Genomic DNA, 16,103 nt, shown 5'->3' with positions numbered 1-16,103 from the left:
TGCAAGGGTGATGCAAGGGTTTTAAGAGATTCTAGCAGATTTAAGTGCATTTGGGAAGCTCTCAATCAAGCTAAAAGCCCTTTCCTGTAAGGTTTTTAGATTTATTCAGCAAACCCTAGTTAGATAAGGTGCGTTACTGAAACAGTCCAGTAGGGTGTGTTAGCGTCAGCGTAACGCACGAATTTTGAACATTAGATAAGGTGCGTTACATTTCATTAACGCACCCTACAAGATCGCACTGAAACAGTCCAGTAGGGTGTGTTAGCGTCAGCGTAACGCACGAATTTTGAACATTAGATAAGGTGCGTTACATTTCATTAACGCACCCTACAAGATCGGCGATCGCACTACAAGATCTATAGCCCCTTGGGACGAATGAAGACATGAACATCGAGATGATTAACATTTCGGGTCAGGTCTGCTTCTATGCCGCGTGGATTGGCAATTCTTCCCTCTGGGTCGTAGACAAAGCAAACCAGCGTCTGGCAATCGGGGTGGCATTGGTAACGCCCGATATCGATGAGAAGTTGATCTCCGACTTCCCGAGCACCAAGACTCGAACGAGTCTTCTTCACCTCGACGATTATCGACTCCCGCTTGAGTAGAAAATCGACACGTGCGCTTCCACCTCCGTAGCTTGGCGTCCATTCTTCGGCTCGGATATCTTCAAACTCAACAAAAAGTAGGCAGTGCAATAGATCCTGTACATCGTATTCGTCCTCGACACTTAGCGTGGTTCTACCTGCATGGCGAGAGCGCATTTGCCGAACGACCAAGTGAAATCGGTCGCACAGCCGTTCAAGGCAAGCGATCCTGTCCTTCTCAAAGGAGCCTGTAGCTGTTTGATCCCAGTATTCAGCTATCTCCTCGATCATTGAGGAAAGTATATGTATTGCGTCGTCAAGCCCCTGAAGAAATCGCTTCTGCTCCTGAAGTCTTTGATCTGGCGTCGAGCTCAAAACCATACTAAAGCTGTAGGAAATGTCGTTGAAGTCCTTCAGGTGCCTTGTGTCAGCACCGAAGATGTTCTCTATGGCGACTTCAGTATCGCGGCGCCACTTCTTGAACTCAGCAGAAAAGCCGGCATTATGACGGACAGACTCGACTTGGTCGATCTGTCGTTGAAGCTTTTCGATTGCCTCGGTCTTGGATAGCATGGTCGCTTAGTTAGTAATAGCCGTAACTATATATTATGCGGAAATTTTCCGTATATCACGCCAAATACGCATTTTTTAAAGAATCTTTCCGTATATTACGCTTAAATGGAGCGATCACAAGAAGTTTTCCGTATAATATTACAATAAGCGTGTTATGCCGATTAGCGTACTCTGTGATGAACCCTCCCCCACTGATTTGTTCAAAGTTTTCTCGTTGTGCGACTGTCAGATGAACTTTATCTCGCCTACATCTTCCCATGATTGATGTCCTCAGTTGAGCTTATCTATTGCCCTATTTTAGCTGTGTCAGTCCAGTAGGGTGTGTTAGCGTTAGCGTAACGCACGAATTTTGAACATTAGATAAGGTGCGTTACATTTCATTAACGCACCCTACAAGATCGGCTACCTGAAATTTCAGCTATCTGTAATGAAATTTCATCTATCTGTAACCCTACTCGCTAAAATAGTTTAAAAATCCGTCGATAATTTCTAGGATAGAAGTAAAGACCATCCTTGCCTACTTTTTCTATGATCCTAGCCGCCGAAACTGGACTAAAAACTGCTACTCTAGACGTAAAAGGCATGAAATGCGCCGGCTGTGTGAGTGCCGTAGAACGACAACTCAGCCAAAATCAAGGGGTAAAATCGGCCCAAGTTAACCTAATCACGGAAATTGCCGTGATTGAATACCAACCAGATGCGATCGCACCAGAGCAGTTAGCCGCAAAATTAACCGCGATTGGATTCCCCACCCAACCGCGCAGCTCATCGACTCCCCTTTCTCAACAAAATCAACGGCTGCAAAACCAACAAAAAGAACAGCAACAACAATTATACCGATTAGCGATCGCTTGTTGTTTACTGGTTTTTTCCCTGATTGGTCACTTACACCACATCGGGGGACCAGAAATCCCTATCTTTCAAAGTATTGCTTTTCACTGGACTTTAGCCACCCTAGCCATTTTATTCCCCGGCCGCGATATTTTCATCGATGGTTGGCGGGGATTACGGCACGGGATGCCAAATATGAACACTCTCGTTAGTTTAGGCACAGGTAGCGCCTATATAGCCAGTTGTTTGGCTCTTATCTTCCCTAATCTCGGTTTAGAGTGCTTTTTCGATGAACCGGTCATGCTGTTAGGTTTTATTCTCCTCGGACGGACTCTAGAAGCGCATTCCCGTCATCGCGCGGCCGCAGACCTAGAAGCGCTTACCTCCCTACAACCGGCAGTGGCTCACCTGATTGGTAGTACAGATGACCGTGTGGGTGTGGCCATTCCCGTGGAACAGCTGCGCGTCGGGGAATGGGTGCGCGTCTTACCCGGGGAAAAAATTCCCGTGGATGGGGAGATTATTCAGGGAAGAACCACGGTAGATGAAGCTTTGTTAACGGGGGAATCGCTGCCAGTGGTTAAGGAAATGGGAGATCTAGTCATTGCTGGCAGTTTCAATCTCTCCGGTGCGATCGCCGTGCAAACTCGTCAGGTGGGGACCGATACCACCCTAGCTAAGATTATCGCAGCCGTGGAATCAGCCCAAACTCGCAAGGCCCCGGTGCAGAAGATAGCGGACCGGGTAGCGGGTTATTTTGCCTACGGAGTGATGATAATTGCCCTAATTGTGCTGCTCTTTTGGTATTTTTGGGGAACTAGGCTCTTTCCAGAGGTGTTAGGGTCAACCACAGGACACCACGAGATGATTCAACCCACTTCTCCTTTACTTTTGTCCCTAAAATTAGCGATTTCTGTGCTTGTGGTCGCTTGTCCCTGCGCTCTCGGTTTAGCCACACCGACGGCCCTACTGGTGGGAACCAGTTTAGCAGCCGAACGGGGCATTTTAATTAAAGGGGGTGATGTTTTGGAAACCGTCTCGCAACTGCAAACGGTGGTTTTTGACAAAACGGGAACCCTCAGCCAAGGTCATCCAGAAATTACCGATTGTTTGAGTTTTTCTATCCTTAATTCCCTGGAAATTCAACAATTAGCCGCAGTAGTGGAGAGTGGTACTAATCATCCCCTCGCTCGGGCGATTTTAGATGCGGTTACTCCTCCTACTAACCTGACGGGGGAAGATTTTCAAACTGTCGCCGGATTGGGAGTTTCTGCAAGGGTGCAGGGGTCGAAAATTGTTCTGGGAAATCGGCAATGGTTAGCCCAGAACGGCATTAAAATCGATGAAACTATCTGGGGGATTCAAGAGCTTTTACAAGCGGGTAAAACGGTGATTTATCTGGGGATGGAAGAACAATTACTCGGCGCGATCGCTTTTCAGGATCGATTACGTCCCGATGCTCAAACAACCGTTAATCAGTTGCAAAAACTCGGTTTAGAGGTGATTTTACTCAGTGGCGATCGCCAAGAAGTGGTGACAGCGATCGCTAATAGTTTGGGTATTAGCCAATTTTATGCCGAAGTTGCCCCCACCGAAAAATCGGACTTAATTGCCGACCTACAGACAAAAGAGGGCAAAATCGTGGCTATGGTCGGGGATGGTATCAATGATGCTCCCGCACTAGGACAGGCTAACATCGGTATTGCTCTGGCCGGTGGCACAGAAGTGGCCATGGAAACGGCCGGGATCGTTTTAATTAGCGATCGCCTGGAGGATGTGGTACAATCTCTGCATTTAAGTCTGGCCACATGGCAAAAAATCCGACAAAATCTTTTTTGGGCTTTGGGTTATAATACCTTTGCTATTCCCATTGCTGGTGGTTTATTACTGCCCCGTTGGGGTCTAGCTTTCAGTCCGGCCCTAGCAGCAGCTTTGATGGCTTTTAGTTCGGTTATGGTAGTGAGTAATTCCTTGCTTTTACGTCGTCAATTTCCCCCGCTCACATCGACAAAGGAAGGCAAAAATTAAAGCAATTACCGATTTTTTCTCGATAAATCTATCAAGTGCCAAAAAGAGCAGCTCTCTTATTCTTTGTGCGATAAGTTTAACTGATACAGGAGCGATCAATCTCTGTGTCCTCTGTGTCTTTGTGGTTCGTTACCCAAGAGAGCCAAGATGGCATTTTGTCCCTGTCTTTGTCAGTTGACGGAGACAGGAACAAATCGGGTTAAGCGGTAATTCTGGTCAGGGATTGACCTTGATAATTGTTGGTAATAATCTGGTGAATAGATTCAAAAAATCGCCGACAACGATTATTAGTTCTCAGGGGCAATTCATGATTTTTTACCAATAAATCGATCTGAAGTTCCGAGCTAGTGGGAGGATGAATAAACAATTCCACTTTCACTAACTGGGGAAAGAAAGCATCGTTAGGAACTTCCGATAAAAGCAAGACATCGGTCCGGCGCTTGATGATTTCAAATTCACCCAAACTTAATATATCATCGTATAAAAACCCGGTCTGATGAGGAGAAATCCCGACAAAATAGGAACAGCAATAGCGAGCCATGGCAGGGAAAAGATGATAAATTGGTCAAGGTTAATCGGTCAAAATCAGGCCATTGAACTACTACAAAGAGCGCTTGAAGTCAATTCGATCGCTCCCGCTTACTTATTCGCCGGCGCTAAGGGGATTGGACGCAATCTAGCAGCAAAATGTTTCTGTCAAGACTTGTTAACTAGAGATCGATCTCCGGAAACAAGGGAATTAATCCTGAAACGCTTTTTAGGGGGCAATCATCCCGATTTACTCTGGATTGAACCCACTTATCAACACCAAGGCAAACTGCTCACCGCAAAAGAAGCACAGGAAAGCAATCTCAAGCGTAAAGCTCCCCCGCAAATCCGCATCGAACAAATTCGCGAGATTACTAACTTTTTAAGTCGTCCTCCCCTGGAATCGGCCCGCTCTGTGGTGGTGATCGAGGAAGCAGACACCATGACGGAATCGGCGGCAAATGCGCTCTTAAAAACGCTTGAGGAACCGGGAAAAGCGACTTTAATCCTGATTGCTCCCAGTACCTCCTCTTTACTACCGACTCTCGTTTCTCGCTGTCAACACATCCCTTTTCAGCGTCTTTCGGAAGAAAATCTCGCTCAAGTCCTCCGCTCTAACGGACAAGCTCGCGTTCTCAATTATCCGGCAATTCTCGGTTTAGCCCAAGGTAGCCCCGGAGAAGCGATCGCCGCTTTAGAATTTCTCGACAGTCTCCCCCAAGATTTACCGCGATCTTTGAGCAAATTTCCCCTAAAACTCTCCCAAGCACTGGAATTAGCCAAAATTATTGCTCAAACTCTTGACACGGAAACCCAATTATGGTATGTGAGTTATCTTCAGTATGAGGATTGGCAACGACGACGAGAGCGATCGATTTTAGAAATCTTGGAAAAAACCCGCCGGCAGCTGTTAGCCTACGTTCAACCCCGTTTAGTCTGGGAATGCACTTTCTTGGCATTGGCCAAACTATCCACCGCCCAAAAGTCTTAAGATTGTTATATTTATCGATCGAGTGGGGAGAAAGACCATGAACATCAAATCCTTAGTTTTGCTGATTCTGTTAACCTTGACTACGGTTTTAGGTGCTTGTCAGGGAGGAAAAGAAGCCGAAGAACCGAAAAACGTCCCCACCACGGTGGAATCGCCGCAAAAAGACGATGATAGCGATAAAGACGGGGAAAATCGGCAAAAAGACGATGATAATGACCAGAATAAAGACGATGACGATGATGATGATAACTAATTGTAAAAATCAAAAATTGTTGTTAGGGTTAGGAGTCAGTAGCCAGTAGTCGGTCGTCAGGAGAATTAAGAATGAATGATAATCAATTAAATTGTCTATTTACAGATTTTAGGCAATTTAATCCTTATTTTTGCCGCTTTTGAACCCTTAACTAGGGTTTGCGGCAAAAAGTACGGGCGAAGCATTCGGTTAGAAAATCTACGGTTTCACCGATAGGTGATTGTCCGAATGCTTCGCCCCTACAGGACGCGGGCCGATGAAGACGCAAGGTTTTGAACGACGATTCTCTCAAAATCTTGCACCTGTTTCGCGAAAAAAGCCACAAAACTCTTACCTTGCCTACATTTCACATTTATTCAGCAAACCCTAACTGGGATAAAAAAATCGGGTGAGCTTTAACCCACCCGATCGCATATAGATTAAAATCAACCTATAACTGTGGTACAAACTGTTCTTTTTCGGGAACGTAGGCGTATTCAGCCACAATCTGCCGGAATTCTCCCCCATCGATCGTTTCTTTTTCGATCAGCAGGTCCACCACTCGATCGATCACTTCGCGATGATCGCGGACAATTTGTCGAGAAATTTCATGGCAGTGTTCCACGATTGATCGCACCTGATCATCGATGCGAGTAGCGACCTTCTCAGAATACTCGGAACGAGTCATCAAACCGCCACCGAGGAACACCTCACCCCCTTGACTTTCTAGGGACAAAGGACCCAAATCGCTCATCCCGAAACGAGTCACCATCTGGCGGGCCATATCAGAAACTTGCTGTAAATCGCCACCGGCACCGGTAGTCACCTCATCATAGCCGAAGATTTCTTCCTCAGCCGCCCGACCACCTAAAGCACCGGAAATCCGGGCCATTAACTGCGCTTTCGTGGTTAAACCCTGTTCTTCGTTGGGAGTGAACCAAGTTAAACCCTGGGCCTGGCCCCGGGGAATCAGAGTCACTTTCTGGACGGGATCGTGATCTTTTAAGAGCGTACCCACGATCGCATGACCCACTTCATGGTAAGCGATTAGGCGCTTGCTCTTGCTATCGACTAAAGGAGTGCCTTCCATACCGGCGATAACGCGATCCACTGCGTCATCTATCTCTAGGAGGGTAATGGCATCTTTGCGACGACGAGCGGTTAAAATTGCCGCTTCGTTGAGTAAATTGGCTAAATCTGCTCCACTGAACCCCGGAGTGCGACGGGCGATCGCTTCGATGGAAACGTCGTTGGCCAGCTTTTTATTGCGGGCGTGAACGTCTAAAATCTCTAAACGACCTTTAAAATCGGGCGCATCGACGGTTACTTGCCGATCAAAACGGCCCGGACGCATGAGAGCGGAATCGAGAACATCGGGGCGGTTAGTGGCGGCAATGATGATAATTCCCGTATTCCCCTCGAAACCGTCCATTTCTGTCAATAATTGGTTTAGGGTTTGTTCCCGTTCATCGTTACCACCGCCGATACCGGCACCCCGTTGACGACCTACCGCGTCAATTTCATCGATAAATATTAAACAGGGAGCATTTTCCTTGGCTTTTTTGAACAAGTCGCGCACGCGAGAAGCACCGACACCAACAAACATTTCCACAAATTCCGAACCGGAAATGCTGAAGAAAGGTACACCCGCTTCACCGGCGATCGCTTTGGCTAACAGGGTTTTACCCGTACCAGGAGGGCCAACTAAAAGGACTCCTTTGGGGATTTTGGCACCGACGGCGGTAAATTTCTCCGGTTGTTTGAGGAAAGTGACGACTTCCTGTAATTCTTCCTTCGCTTCATCAATTCCTGCCACATCATCAAAGGTGATGCCGGTTTTTGCTTCCATCTGGAAACGAGCTTTTGATTTGCCAAAACTCATCGCTTGACCGGGGCCGCCTGGCATATTATTAGAACGGCGGAACAGGAAAAAGAGAGCGGCAATCAGCAAAAAGGGGAAAAGTAGATTACCGAGGAATCCCCACCAAGCGCCGTCATTCCGCATCGGGTGAGCATCGAAACTAATTTTAGAATCGCGTAAACGGGCGATTAAATCGGGGGAATTGGCAGGTAAATCGACCCGCAGGCGTTGTACTCGGTTTTCTAGTTCTGGATCTAGGGCCTGTACGATCGCGGTTCGGCCCCCTTCGTAGAGATCGACGCTAACAACCCTACCACTGTCTAGGTATTCTAGAAAGCGTCCGTAGGTCATGCGGGTACTGGCGGTGTTATTGCCGATATTACCGGTGGCCGTGGCAAAAGTGCCTTGCCAGAGGAAAAAACCGACCACAAGGGCGGGCAATGTCCACAGTAAAATCGTTTTCCAGGATAGTTTCATGTTTGTTTAGTGGTTCTAGGATAAAGATTTTTGCTTAACTCATTTAGCTGTTTTTGTCAAGGATTTTACGTTATTTTTTCGAGATTAATCCCCGCAGCCAATTAAATCTTAACTAAATGTAACGTAATTCTCATAATTCTGACAAGAATGGTGACGAGAGATTTTGGCTCTCTTGGGTTTGGTGGGTAAAATGTATTCTAAGATACATTCTTCCTAGCGGGGGGGTGGAACGAACCACAAAGACACAAAGGACACCAAGATTGATCGATCCTATATATATAAGTTAAACTTATCACACAGAACCGAGAAGAGCCAGATTTTTGAGTTCATTTGTTCTAACAAGATACCATGGTTTCTGGGATAAGCTGTACTGAATTTAAACTGCCTAGAAGTATATACTATATCTATTGATACGAAAATCATCTCCAAAATCCTAGAATTGCTTCTTTTTCCCATATTTGATAATTTTGCTAGATGTAACCAATTAAAGATAGAGTTAGTATCTCAACAAAATTTTTACCCTGATTTGACCTTTATTCACGAGCCAACAGGAGCTAAGTTTGCTGTGGACAGAGATTACTATTGATGAGGAGAGTGTTTAGTGAAGTTAACGCCACTTGTGCCACCGATTAAGTGTCAAGGAATTAAAACTAAATTGGTGAAAGATATTAAAAATATTGTGTCTAATCTGAGCTTTGGGCGTTGGATAGAACCCTTTTCTGGATCGGGAGTGGTGGCTTTTAATATTAATCCGAAAAAGGCTTTACTTGCGGACACAAATACTCATATTATCCAGTTTTATAATAATCTAAAAAATCAAGTTATTACCAGTAAAACTGTTAAGCTTTTTTTGCAAGAAAATGGTCAAGTTCTTAAGGAGCAGGGAGAAAGTTATTATTATCAAGTACGAGAAAGATTTAATCAAGCTCCTAATTCTCTAGATTTTTTATTTCTCAATCGCTCCTGTTTTAATGGCGTGATGAGATTCAATCGGAAGGGACAGTTTAACGTACCTTACTGTCATAAATCAGAGCGATTTTCTCAAGCATATATTACCAAAATAGTCAATCAAGTTATTGCCCTAGAAAATATTCTTATTAAAACTGATTATGATTTTCAAGTTGCTGACTTTCGAGAGACTTTATCTGATTGGCAAAAAACAGACTTGATCTATCTCGATCCTCCTTATTTAGGGAGACACGCCGATTATTTTAACTCTTGGTCTGAAGAGGATGAAGATTGTTTGGTGACTATTTTAAAGGATATTTCTTGTCGGTTTATTTTGTCCACTTGGCACAGTAATCAGTTTAGGAGCAATCCTTTAATTAAAAAAAATTGGAGTGCTGATAAGTTTTATATCTATACTAAACAGCATTTTTATCATGTGGGTTCCACAGAAAAATTACGTCATCCGATCACCGAAGCACTCATTACTAACTTTAACATTCCCTTGTTGCCAGAGCGAGGAACTGATTTGCAACAACTGTCATTATTGCCATCGACAGCAGAAAATGAGGGAGCGAGAACAGTCTAGAAGATGCCTAGTGGCTAATTCTCACTCCTTACTATTTATCCTTGGCTTTGGCGCAGATGGTCGTTAATTTGGCGTTTACGCTTTTCTTCGGGGGCAGTGCTAGTAATTTCGCCAAAATCTTGACTACTCATGTAAAGATGGGACATTATCTTTCTTTTGCGCTCTTTAGCGGTTAATTCCGGTGAAGGAGTTACTGGAGGCGGCGCTGCCACGGGTTCCGCTACCACCGGAGGAGTTTCCACAATTGGCAGCGGTTTTTTGGGAATATAGTCAGCACCAGTGGTACTTCTGGAGAGATGATCGAGAATGCGCCGTTTGCGATCGTCAGTAGCCATAAAAATCTTTGCCAATCTAGTTTAAAGTTTTGTAACTATCACCTATTGTCAAACATCCCTATCCCCTTGAGAAGTCAAGGGAGACTTTATCTTGAGGGATTGAAGACATATAAAACCTGCGATCGCATTTATCTGGCCGTGGAACTGGGGGTCTTCTCGCCCAAGGTGATAAGATAAAAAACTAAGTCTTTGAAAATATGACAAAGGATTTATCTATCATGACACCCTCTTTAGCTAACTTTCTCTGGAGCCTTGTTTTAGGTGCGGTTATCGTTCTGATCCCTGCCACTATCGGTTTGATTTTCATCAGTCAATACGACAAGATCAAACGGACTTAATTTAATCTAACTCTAAAATGCCTAGACCGATTCCGTCTGGGCATTTTAGCTAATTTTGGAACTGGCAAGAGCGATCGCACCGACTACCCGATATCCCTCTGTGCGTAAAACCTGCACAGCTTCCTCGATCGTGGTTCCTGTGGTATAAATATCGTCAATTAAGAGAATCGGCACTGATTTCGGTAAATTTTTCCCCAGTTGAAAAGCCGCTTGCATCGTCCTTTTTCTTTCCTCGGCTGCCATACTAAACAAGGCTGCCGTGTTCTTAATCCGAATTAATCCGCGACTAGCCAGATGATAACCGGTTAAACGACAAAAACCTTCGCCAATGACTTCTGCTTGATTAAAACCCCTTTCCTTTAACCTTTCTGGGTGGAGAGGGATAGGAATCACCGTCAAACGTTTATCGGTGAGGGGAGGACGAAGCAGCCAAGTTTCCCCCATGCAACTGCCTAGCAAAGAGCCGAGAGCGGGATGGCGATCATATTTCATTTTAGCGATCGCCTGTTTTAATTTACCTTCATAGCGTCCCCAGATAAACAGGGGAATAGAACCACGCCAGAGAAAAAGCGGGTTATTCTGACGATAGGCCTGTAATTGTCGCCCACAATCACGGCAAAGCTCTCGATCGCTCTGCCGTTGACAAAGAGGACAGGGAGACTTAAGAAATAAAGCGAGAAAAGGTTCGAGCATGGGAAGCAAAAGTTTTAGCTAGATCCTGACTTCCATCGTCAAAAACGGTCAAATAATGGGGATTACTCCGCTCGATCGAAAGACTGATTCCTTGCGCTCCTTCGGACTCTAGATCTTGGAGATAACCCCCCTGATGCTGTTGTGCTTCCTCAAAGGAGGCAAAGGGACCAAAATAGTAGATACAGTGGGGATAAAGGGAGGTAATTTTCAGCCACCAAGGCGTGTTATCGTCAGAAATTTTATTTGTCTGCAAGAAAGATAAAATCATGTTCTGGTATTGATAGGGTACAGGGATTGCAGGAATCAAGGACAGGTTTTGAGGAACTTTGCCTCCATAATTCCCGTTTGCTGGCCAAAAAGTCGAGCTTTTGGCCAAAGAGAGTCTTTTTATCGTATTAGATTAACAAGGGGATCGGTCGCAAAATCAAAAGAGATTCTAAAAATTCCCCTCAGCCAAGGGGAAGCGGATCGAGATAGGATAGTAAAAAGTTTTTTTGTAGAAAGCTAGGGAGATAAGATAACTATGAGCCAGATCACAGACACAGATAAGAGTCTTGAGGCGATGAAGAAGTTTGCCGAACAGTACGCTAGAGGTACAAATACCTATTTCTGTAGCGATCTCTCGGTGACAGCCGTAGTAATTGAGGGATTAGCGCGTCATAAGGACGAATTAGGCGCTCCTTTATGTCCCTGTCGTCACTACGAGGACAAAGAAGCGGAGGTAAAAAATACTTTCTGGAATTGTCCCTGTGTACCGATGCGGGAACGGAAAGAATGTCACTGTATGCTGTTTATTACCCCCGATAACGAGTTTGCTGGGGAAGAACAGGTAATTTCCCTCGACTATATCCAAGAAGTCCGCGAATTGATGAAGGGGCATTAGTATAGGGTAATGACAGCCAGCGCTTTTGGGCAAGGAATCGACGAATTTAATCGCCAGCAATTCTATGCTTGTCATGATACCCTAGAGGCTTTGTGGATGGAGTCCGCAGAGCCTGAAAAAACCTTTTATCAAGGCATTTTGCAGATTGCTGTCGCTTGTTACCATCTAGAAAATAATAACTGGCGCGGGGCGGTAATTCTTTTGGGGGAAGGGGTGAGACGTTTACAACACTATCAACCCGATTACGAGGGGATCAACGTGACGCACTTGGTGGGGGAGAGTTTGGATCTATTAAACTTTTTACAGAATCTCGATCCCCAAGCTTTACCGGCAGTGTTAGAAGCGATGAAAAGCAATCAGGAACATCCTCATCCCCACCTCGATCAATCTATCTGTTCCCTGCCGAAAATCCTCAAAATTCATCCCGTTCTCTAAACAGCTAGATTAGTTAGTCAATACAATTACCTCTAAGTAGGTGGGTGTTAAAATTGTCAGCACCCCCCTTATCAAGGGGGGATTAAGGGGGGATCAGCACCCCCCTTATCAAGGGGGGATTAAGGGGGGATCAGCACCCCCCTTATCAAGGGGGGATTAAGGGGGGATCAGCACCCCCCTTATCAAGGGGGGATTAAGGGGGGATCAAGGGGCGATTTATCTTCAATTTAATTGAAACCATTTACTTATAGGTGACATTTTTATGAGAGCAAGATCCGCAAAAATCAGGGGATGGCTAGTTGCCCTCGTTTCTACCAGCTTAATGGTGGGATTGGGCAATTCTCCCCTAGTCAAGGCACAGCAGAATATTGTACCCGGTAATGCCATGACAGTGCGATCGGATATTCAAGAGGCAAACTCAAAAACGGGGGTAATTACTGCGAGAGGTAACGTACAAGTGTTCTATCCTGCCCGTAAAATGCAGGCCACTTCTGCCCAAGCTCAGTATTTTAGCCGCGAACGTCGTTTAGTGATGACGGGTAATGTTTACGTTTTGCAAGAAGGCAACAGTATCCGCGCTGAAACGATGACTTATCTAGTCGATGAGGGTAGATTTATCGCTACTCCCCAAACCAGTCAGCAGGTGGAGTCAATTTATTTAGTCAAAGATAACGAAACTTCCCCCCAACCAGCTGCTTCCCCGACACCCGCACCCATACCTTCCCCTTCCCTCCCCGCTGCCCCAATTATTAACCCGCAGTGATAGTCAGGAGTCAGGAGTCAGGAGACAGGAGACAAAAGGCAAAAGGCAAAAGGCAAAAGGCAAAAGGCAGTATTCTCCCCACACCCCACACCCCACACCCCACACCCCACTTCCCCACACCCCACACCCCAACACCGGATAAAGATGACTTTAGTATTAGAAAATATCCATAAATCCTACGGTAAAAGACTCGTGGTTAACCGAGTGAGTATTACCGTTGCCCCGGGGGAAATTGTCGGTTTATTAGGACCAAATGGCGCGGGGAAAACCACAACTTTTTATATCGCCACGGGATTAATTAAACCGAATCAAGGGCGCGTTTGGCTCGATCAAAAAGAAATTACCAAATTACCCCTTAATCAAAGGGCGCGTCTGGGTATTGGCTATCTGACGCAGCAGGCCAGTATTTTTCGTTATTTAACTGTATCAGAAAATATTCAGTTAGCCCTAGAACAGTCGGGAGTTCCCTTTTCCCAACGGGCAAATCGTCTCTATAATTTATTAAAAGAATTTCGCCTCGATAAGATTGTTGGCACTAAAGGAGCTTACGTTTCTGGAGGAGAAAGAAGAAGGACGGAATTAGCTCGCGCTTTAGCGGTGGGAGTCAACGGACCAAGATTTTTGTTATTAGATGAACCTTTCGCTGGGGTGGATCCAATCGCTGTATCTGAGATTCAAGCGATGATCGCTGGTTTAAGGGATCGTCAGATGGGAATTTTAATTACTGATCACAATGTGCGAGAAACTTTGGCTATTACTAATCGGGCTTATATTATGCGCGAAGGGCAGATTTTAGCGGCGGGAAGTGGTGAAGAACTGTATAATAATCCTCTGGTGCGTCAGTATTATTTGGGTGATAATTTCTTAAGATAATTGTTATTAATAAAAAATCGCTGCATTATATCATGAAAGTTAGCAATTGGCAAGGAAATTTAAGTAGAATACCCGGATTTACCATCTTAGACCGCTATATTTTTGTCGAGTTATTATTACCCTTTCTATTTGGTATGGGTTTATTCACTTCTTTGGGAGTGGCGATCGGGACTTTATTTGATTTAGTGCGACGCATTACTGAATCGGGTTTACCTTTTACTTTGGCCCTAAAAATTCTCCTATTAAAAATGCCAGAGTTTATTGTTTTAGCCTTTCCCATGTCGATACTTTTAGCGGCTTTAATGGCCTACAGTCGTTTAGCCAGTGATAGCGAATTGATTGCTTTTAAAAGTATTGGAATTAGTGTTTATCGCCTAATAATTCCCGCCATTGTGCTAAGTTTAATAGTGACGGGATTAACCTACATTTTCAATGATTATGTGGCTCCAGCTGCTAGTTATGAAGCTAATGCTACCATGACGAAAGCTCTGCGACCAAATCGCAAATCTTTTATTGAAGATAATATTATTTATCCTGAATACGGCAAAGTGCGGCCACCGGATGGAGGGGAATCGCAAACAGTATTAAGAAGGTTATTTTATGCTGAAAGATTTAACGGTCAAGAAATGTTAGGTTTAACCATTCTCGATCGCACCCAACCGGAAGTTAATCAAATTATTACCTCAGAATCAGCTTCTTGGAATATTGAAAAGAATATCTGGGATTTTTATAACGGCACAATTTATCTAATTGATCCTAATGGTTCCTATCGTAATATTGTCCGCTTTCAACATCAACAATTAGCCCTACCGCGTACCCCTTTAGATTTAGCTTTTCGGGCGCGAGATGGTTCAGAAATGACCCTAAGACAAGCGCAGGAATACCTAAAAATAATGCAATTAAGTGGCAATCCTACCAAAATTAGAAAACTACAGGTTCAAATCGAGCAGAAAATATCTTTACCCTTTGTTTGTTTAGTTTTTGGGATGATTGGGGCAGCCTTGGGATTGCGTCCCCAAAATTCTAATAAAGCCACCAGTTTCGGTATTTGTATTGTCCTAATTTTCTCCTATTATCTCCTATCTTTTGTCACCAGTTCCTTAGGCATTGGCGGAGTTTTAACCCCCTTGATGGCCGCTTGGTTGCCCAACATTTTAGGATTAACTGCCGGCGGAATTTTGTTACTTCAATCGGCTAAATAATCGAGGATTAGCGGTGGGAATAAAAATTGATAATCATCAAATTTCTAGGGCTAATTTGTATAAACGACTGCGGGATAAATTAGTAACCTGTGCTAATTGTCTGCTGGCTTGCGATCGACTAACTCCCCGTTCTATAATTTGTTGTAATTCCCGTTTTAATTCCTCGTCGGATAATTGGATATTATCGGCCTGATCGTTGCCCATAACTACGAGCGTAAATTCTCCTTTAGGAGTTTTATTCTCCCGATATAAATTAATCGCCTCGGCGATAGTTCCTCGCCAAATTTCTTCGTAAAGCTTGGTTAATTCCCGACCTAAAACTATCTTTCTCGTTGGGCCAAAAGTTTCGCCTAAATCCTCCAAAGTCTTAATAAGTTTGTGGGGTGCTTCATAAAAAACCATCGTTCTTGTTTCGGTTTTTAAACTCTCTATGCGCTCTTGTCTCAGCTTTGCCTTACCCGGAAGAAATCCTTCAAAACAGAATCTTTCCGTGGGTAATCCCGACACCGCTAAAGCAGTAATTACCGCCGTTACTCCGGGGATGGGAACCACTTCGATCTGAGCTTCTATACAAGCTTTAATTAACTCATAACCCGGGTCAGAAATCCCCGGCATTCCCGCATCAGTAACCAAAGCGATATCCTGACCTTGGCTGAGAATATTTAATAACTCATCGAGACGGGAAAGGCGATTATGTTCATGGTAACTAATTTGAGGGGTTGAAATATCAAAATGCTGTAATAATTTGCCGGTGTGTCTGGTATCTTCGGCGGCAATTAGAGCGACTTTTTTGAGAGTTGCCAGGGATCGGAAAGTCAGATCGTCTAAATTGCCGATCGGCGTTCCCACCACATATAATTTACCGAGATTATTCATAAATTGGCTAAAAATAGGCTATTTAGTTGTATTTTAAGTGATCAGTAAACAGTAAACAGTAGGCTG

The 16,103-nt window shown here is 44.5% G+C and carries 18 protein-coding genes; 11 read left to right on the top strand and 7 right to left on the bottom strand.

What is annotated here, in order from left to right:
* Positions 1–356 precede the first annotated feature (356 nt).
* Positions 357–1,157, bottom strand: a complete 801-nt coding sequence (locus tag EWV60_RS04820; RefSeq protein ID WP_287231332.1) for a PD-(D/E)XK nuclease domain-containing protein — start codon at positions 1,155–1,157, stop codon at positions 357–359.
* A gap of 528 nt (positions 1,158–1,685) precedes the next feature.
* Between EWV60_RS04820 and EWV60_RS04815 the strand changes: the two genes are divergently transcribed.
* A complete protein-coding gene (locus tag EWV60_RS04815) occupies positions 1,686–4,016 on the top strand; it encodes a heavy metal translocating P-type ATPase (protein WP_287231330.1) in 2,331 nt (776 codons plus the stop codon).
* A 199-nt stretch (positions 4,017–4,215) separates the two neighbouring features.
* Here the strand turns inward: EWV60_RS04815 and EWV60_RS04810 are convergent, their stop codons facing one another.
* Positions 4,216–4,557: a hypothetical protein gene (locus tag EWV60_RS04810; protein ID WP_002734498.1), complete on the bottom strand. Its 342-nt coding sequence runs from the start codon at positions 4,555–4,557 to the stop codon at positions 4,216–4,218.
* Between the two features lie 12 nt (positions 4,558–4,569).
* Between EWV60_RS04810 and holB the strand changes: the two genes are divergently transcribed.
* Both holB and EWV60_RS04800 read left to right on the top strand, forming a co-directional pair.
* Positions 4,570–5,535 carry a DNA polymerase III subunit delta' gene (holB, locus tag EWV60_RS04805; protein ID WP_002731627.1) on the top strand — a complete coding sequence of 322 codons (966 nt, stop codon included), beginning with the start codon at positions 4,570–4,572 and terminating at the stop codon, positions 5,533–5,535.
* A gap of 37 nt (positions 5,536–5,572) precedes the next feature.
* Positions 5,573–5,788: a hypothetical protein gene (locus tag EWV60_RS04800; RefSeq protein ID WP_016515061.1), complete on the top strand. Its 216-nt coding sequence runs from the start codon at positions 5,573–5,575 to the stop codon at positions 5,786–5,788.
* A gap of 430 nt (positions 5,789–6,218) precedes the next feature.
* On the opposite strand, the gene ftsH2 is transcribed toward EWV60_RS04800, so the two are convergent.
* Positions 6,219–8,105 (bottom strand): ATP-dependent zinc metalloprotease FtsH2, encoded by a 1,887-nt coding sequence (gene ftsH2 / locus EWV60_RS04795; protein WP_287231328.1) that lies wholly within the window; start codon positions 8,103–8,105, stop codon positions 6,219–6,221.
* Between the two features lie 439 nt (positions 8,106–8,544).
* Here ftsH2 and EWV60_RS04790 point away from each other — a divergent pair, with 439 nt between their 5' ends.
* Both EWV60_RS04790 and EWV60_RS04785 read left to right on the top strand, forming a co-directional pair.
* Complete coding sequence (locus tag EWV60_RS04790; protein ID WP_230458664.1) at positions 8,545–8,691, top strand: type II restriction endonuclease; 147 nt, start codon at positions 8,545–8,547, stop codon at positions 8,689–8,691.
* A gap of 15 nt (positions 8,692–8,706) precedes the next feature.
* Positions 8,707–9,639: a DNA adenine methylase gene (locus EWV60_RS04785; RefSeq protein WP_287231326.1), complete on the top strand. Its 933-nt coding sequence runs from the start codon at positions 8,707–8,709 to the stop codon at positions 9,637–9,639.
* A 35-nt stretch (positions 9,640–9,674) separates the two neighbouring features.
* Here EWV60_RS04785 and EWV60_RS04780 read toward each other — a convergent pair whose 3' ends face one another.
* Positions 9,675–9,974, bottom strand: coding sequence for a hypothetical protein (locus EWV60_RS04780; protein WP_194018270.1), 300 nt, complete (start codon positions 9,972–9,974; stop codon positions 9,675–9,677).
* A gap of 218 nt (positions 9,975–10,192) precedes the next feature.
* Here EWV60_RS04780 and psbX point away from each other — a divergent pair, with 218 nt between their 5' ends.
* Entirely contained in the window at positions 10,193–10,312 is a 120-nt protein-coding gene (gene psbX, locus EWV60_RS04775; protein ID WP_002733679.1) for a photosystem II reaction center X protein, read from the top strand.
* A gap of 45 nt (positions 10,313–10,357) precedes the next feature.
* Here psbX and EWV60_RS04770 read toward each other — a convergent pair whose 3' ends face one another.
* Entirely contained in the window at positions 10,358–11,005 is a 648-nt protein-coding gene (locus tag EWV60_RS04770) for a ComF family protein (protein WP_016515058.1), read from the bottom strand.
* Positions 10,974–11,273 carry a DUF1816 domain-containing protein gene (locus EWV60_RS04765; protein ID WP_002733535.1) on the bottom strand — a complete coding sequence of 100 codons (300 nt, stop codon included), beginning with the start codon at positions 11,271–11,273 and terminating at the stop codon, positions 10,974–10,976. Before EWV60_RS04765 ends, EWV60_RS04770 begins: the two co-directional genes overlap by 32 nt.
* 255 nt (positions 11,274–11,528) lie before the next feature.
* Here EWV60_RS04765 and EWV60_RS04760 point away from each other — a divergent pair, with 255 nt between their 5' ends.
* The 5 genes from EWV60_RS04760 to EWV60_RS04740 all read left to right on the top strand — a co-directional run bounded on the left by EWV60_RS04760 (position 11,529) and on the right by EWV60_RS04740 (position 15,161).
* Complete coding sequence (locus tag EWV60_RS04760; protein ID WP_002779133.1) at positions 11,529–11,888, top strand: ferredoxin thioredoxin reductase catalytic beta subunit; 360 nt, start codon at positions 11,529–11,531, stop codon at positions 11,886–11,888.
* Between the two features lie 9 nt (positions 11,889–11,897).
* A complete protein-coding gene (locus EWV60_RS04755; RefSeq protein WP_185239678.1) occupies positions 11,898–12,323 on the top strand; it encodes a DUF309 domain-containing protein in 426 nt (141 codons plus the stop codon).
* A 262-nt stretch (positions 12,324–12,585) separates the two neighbouring features.
* Positions 12,586–13,086: an LptA/OstA family protein gene (locus EWV60_RS04750; RefSeq protein WP_002732682.1), complete on the top strand. Its 501-nt coding sequence runs from the start codon at positions 12,586–12,588 to the stop codon at positions 13,084–13,086.
* 144 nt (positions 13,087–13,230) lie between these two features.
* Entirely contained in the window at positions 13,231–13,959 is a 729-nt protein-coding gene (gene lptB / locus EWV60_RS04745) for an LPS export ABC transporter ATP-binding protein (RefSeq protein ID WP_002734513.1), read from the top strand.
* Positions 13,960–13,991: 32 nt separating this feature from the next.
* On the top strand, positions 13,992–15,161 hold the full coding sequence (locus EWV60_RS04740) for an LptF/LptG family permease (protein ID WP_016516317.1): 1,170 nt from the start codon (positions 13,992–13,994) through the stop codon (positions 15,159–15,161).
* Positions 15,162–15,197: 36 nt separating this feature from the next.
* On the opposite strand, the gene rsmI is transcribed toward EWV60_RS04740, so the two are convergent.
* The gene (gene rsmI, locus EWV60_RS04735; RefSeq protein ID WP_287231320.1) at positions 15,198–16,037 is read right to left on the bottom strand and encodes a 16S rRNA (cytidine(1402)-2'-O)-methyltransferase; all 840 of its coding nucleotides are present in this window, start codon (positions 16,035–16,037) and stop codon (positions 15,198–15,200) included.
* Positions 16,038–16,103 lie beyond the last annotated feature (66 nt).

Origin of the sequence: Microcystis sp. Msp_OC_L_20101000_S702, assembly GCF_007095705.1 — a bacterium.
GTDB lineage: Bacteria > Cyanobacteriota > Cyanobacteriia > Cyanobacteriales > Microcystaceae > Microcystis > Microcystis ichthyoblabe_A.
Note: the sequence above shows the minus strand (reverse complement) of the source record. Positions and strands in the feature narration are given on the sequence as shown.

What these genes read in the sequence shown, in the direction of transcription:
- EWV60_RS04815 (WP_287231330.1), top strand. Translation starts at nt 1,686, where the DNA reads ATGATCCTAGCCGCCGAAACTGGACTAAAAACTGCTACTCTAGACGTA.
- lptB (WP_002734513.1), top strand. Translation starts at nt 13,231, where the DNA reads ATGACTTTAGTATTAGAAAATATCCATAAATCCTACGGTAAAAGACTC.
- EWV60_RS04780 (WP_194018270.1), bottom strand. Translation starts at nt 9,974, where the DNA reads ATGGCTACTGACGATCGCAAACGGCGCATTCTCGATCATCTCTCCAGA.
- psbX (WP_002733679.1), top strand. Translation starts at nt 10,193, where the DNA reads ATGACACCCTCTTTAGCTAACTTTCTCTGGAGCCTTGTTTTAGGTGCG.
- ftsH2 (WP_287231328.1), bottom strand. Translation starts at nt 8,105, where the DNA reads ATGAAACTATCCTGGAAAACGATTTTACTGTGGACATTGCCCGCCCTT.
- EWV60_RS04820 (WP_287231332.1), bottom strand. Translation starts at nt 1,157, where the DNA reads ATGCTATCCAAGACCGAGGCAATCGAAAAGCTTCAACGACAGATCGAC.
- EWV60_RS04750 (WP_002732682.1), top strand. Translation starts at nt 12,586, where the DNA reads ATGAGAGCAAGATCCGCAAAAATCAGGGGATGGCTAGTTGCCCTCGTT.
- EWV60_RS04800 (WP_016515061.1), top strand. Translation starts at nt 5,573, where the DNA reads ATGAACATCAAATCCTTAGTTTTGCTGATTCTGTTAACCTTGACTACG.
- EWV60_RS04755 (WP_185239678.1), top strand. Translation starts at nt 11,898, where the DNA reads ATGACAGCCAGCGCTTTTGGGCAAGGAATCGACGAATTTAATCGCCAG.
- holB (WP_002731627.1), top strand. Translation starts at nt 4,570, where the DNA reads ATGATAAATTGGTCAAGGTTAATCGGTCAAAATCAGGCCATTGAACTA.
- EWV60_RS04760 (WP_002779133.1), top strand. Translation starts at nt 11,529, where the DNA reads ATGAGCCAGATCACAGACACAGATAAGAGTCTTGAGGCGATGAAGAAG.
- EWV60_RS04740 (WP_016516317.1), top strand. Translation starts at nt 13,992, where the DNA reads ATGAAAGTTAGCAATTGGCAAGGAAATTTAAGTAGAATACCCGGATTT.
- EWV60_RS04810 (WP_002734498.1), bottom strand. Translation starts at nt 4,557, where the DNA reads ATGGCTCGCTATTGCTGTTCCTATTTTGTCGGGATTTCTCCTCATCAG.
- EWV60_RS04765 (WP_002733535.1), bottom strand. Translation starts at nt 11,273, where the DNA reads ATGATTTTATCTTTCTTGCAGACAAATAAAATTTCTGACGATAACACG.
- EWV60_RS04770 (WP_016515058.1), bottom strand. Translation starts at nt 11,005, where the DNA reads ATGCTCGAACCTTTTCTCGCTTTATTTCTTAAGTCTCCCTGTCCTCTT.
- rsmI (WP_287231320.1), bottom strand. Translation starts at nt 16,037, where the DNA reads ATGAATAATCTCGGTAAATTATATGTGGTGGGAACGCCGATCGGCAAT.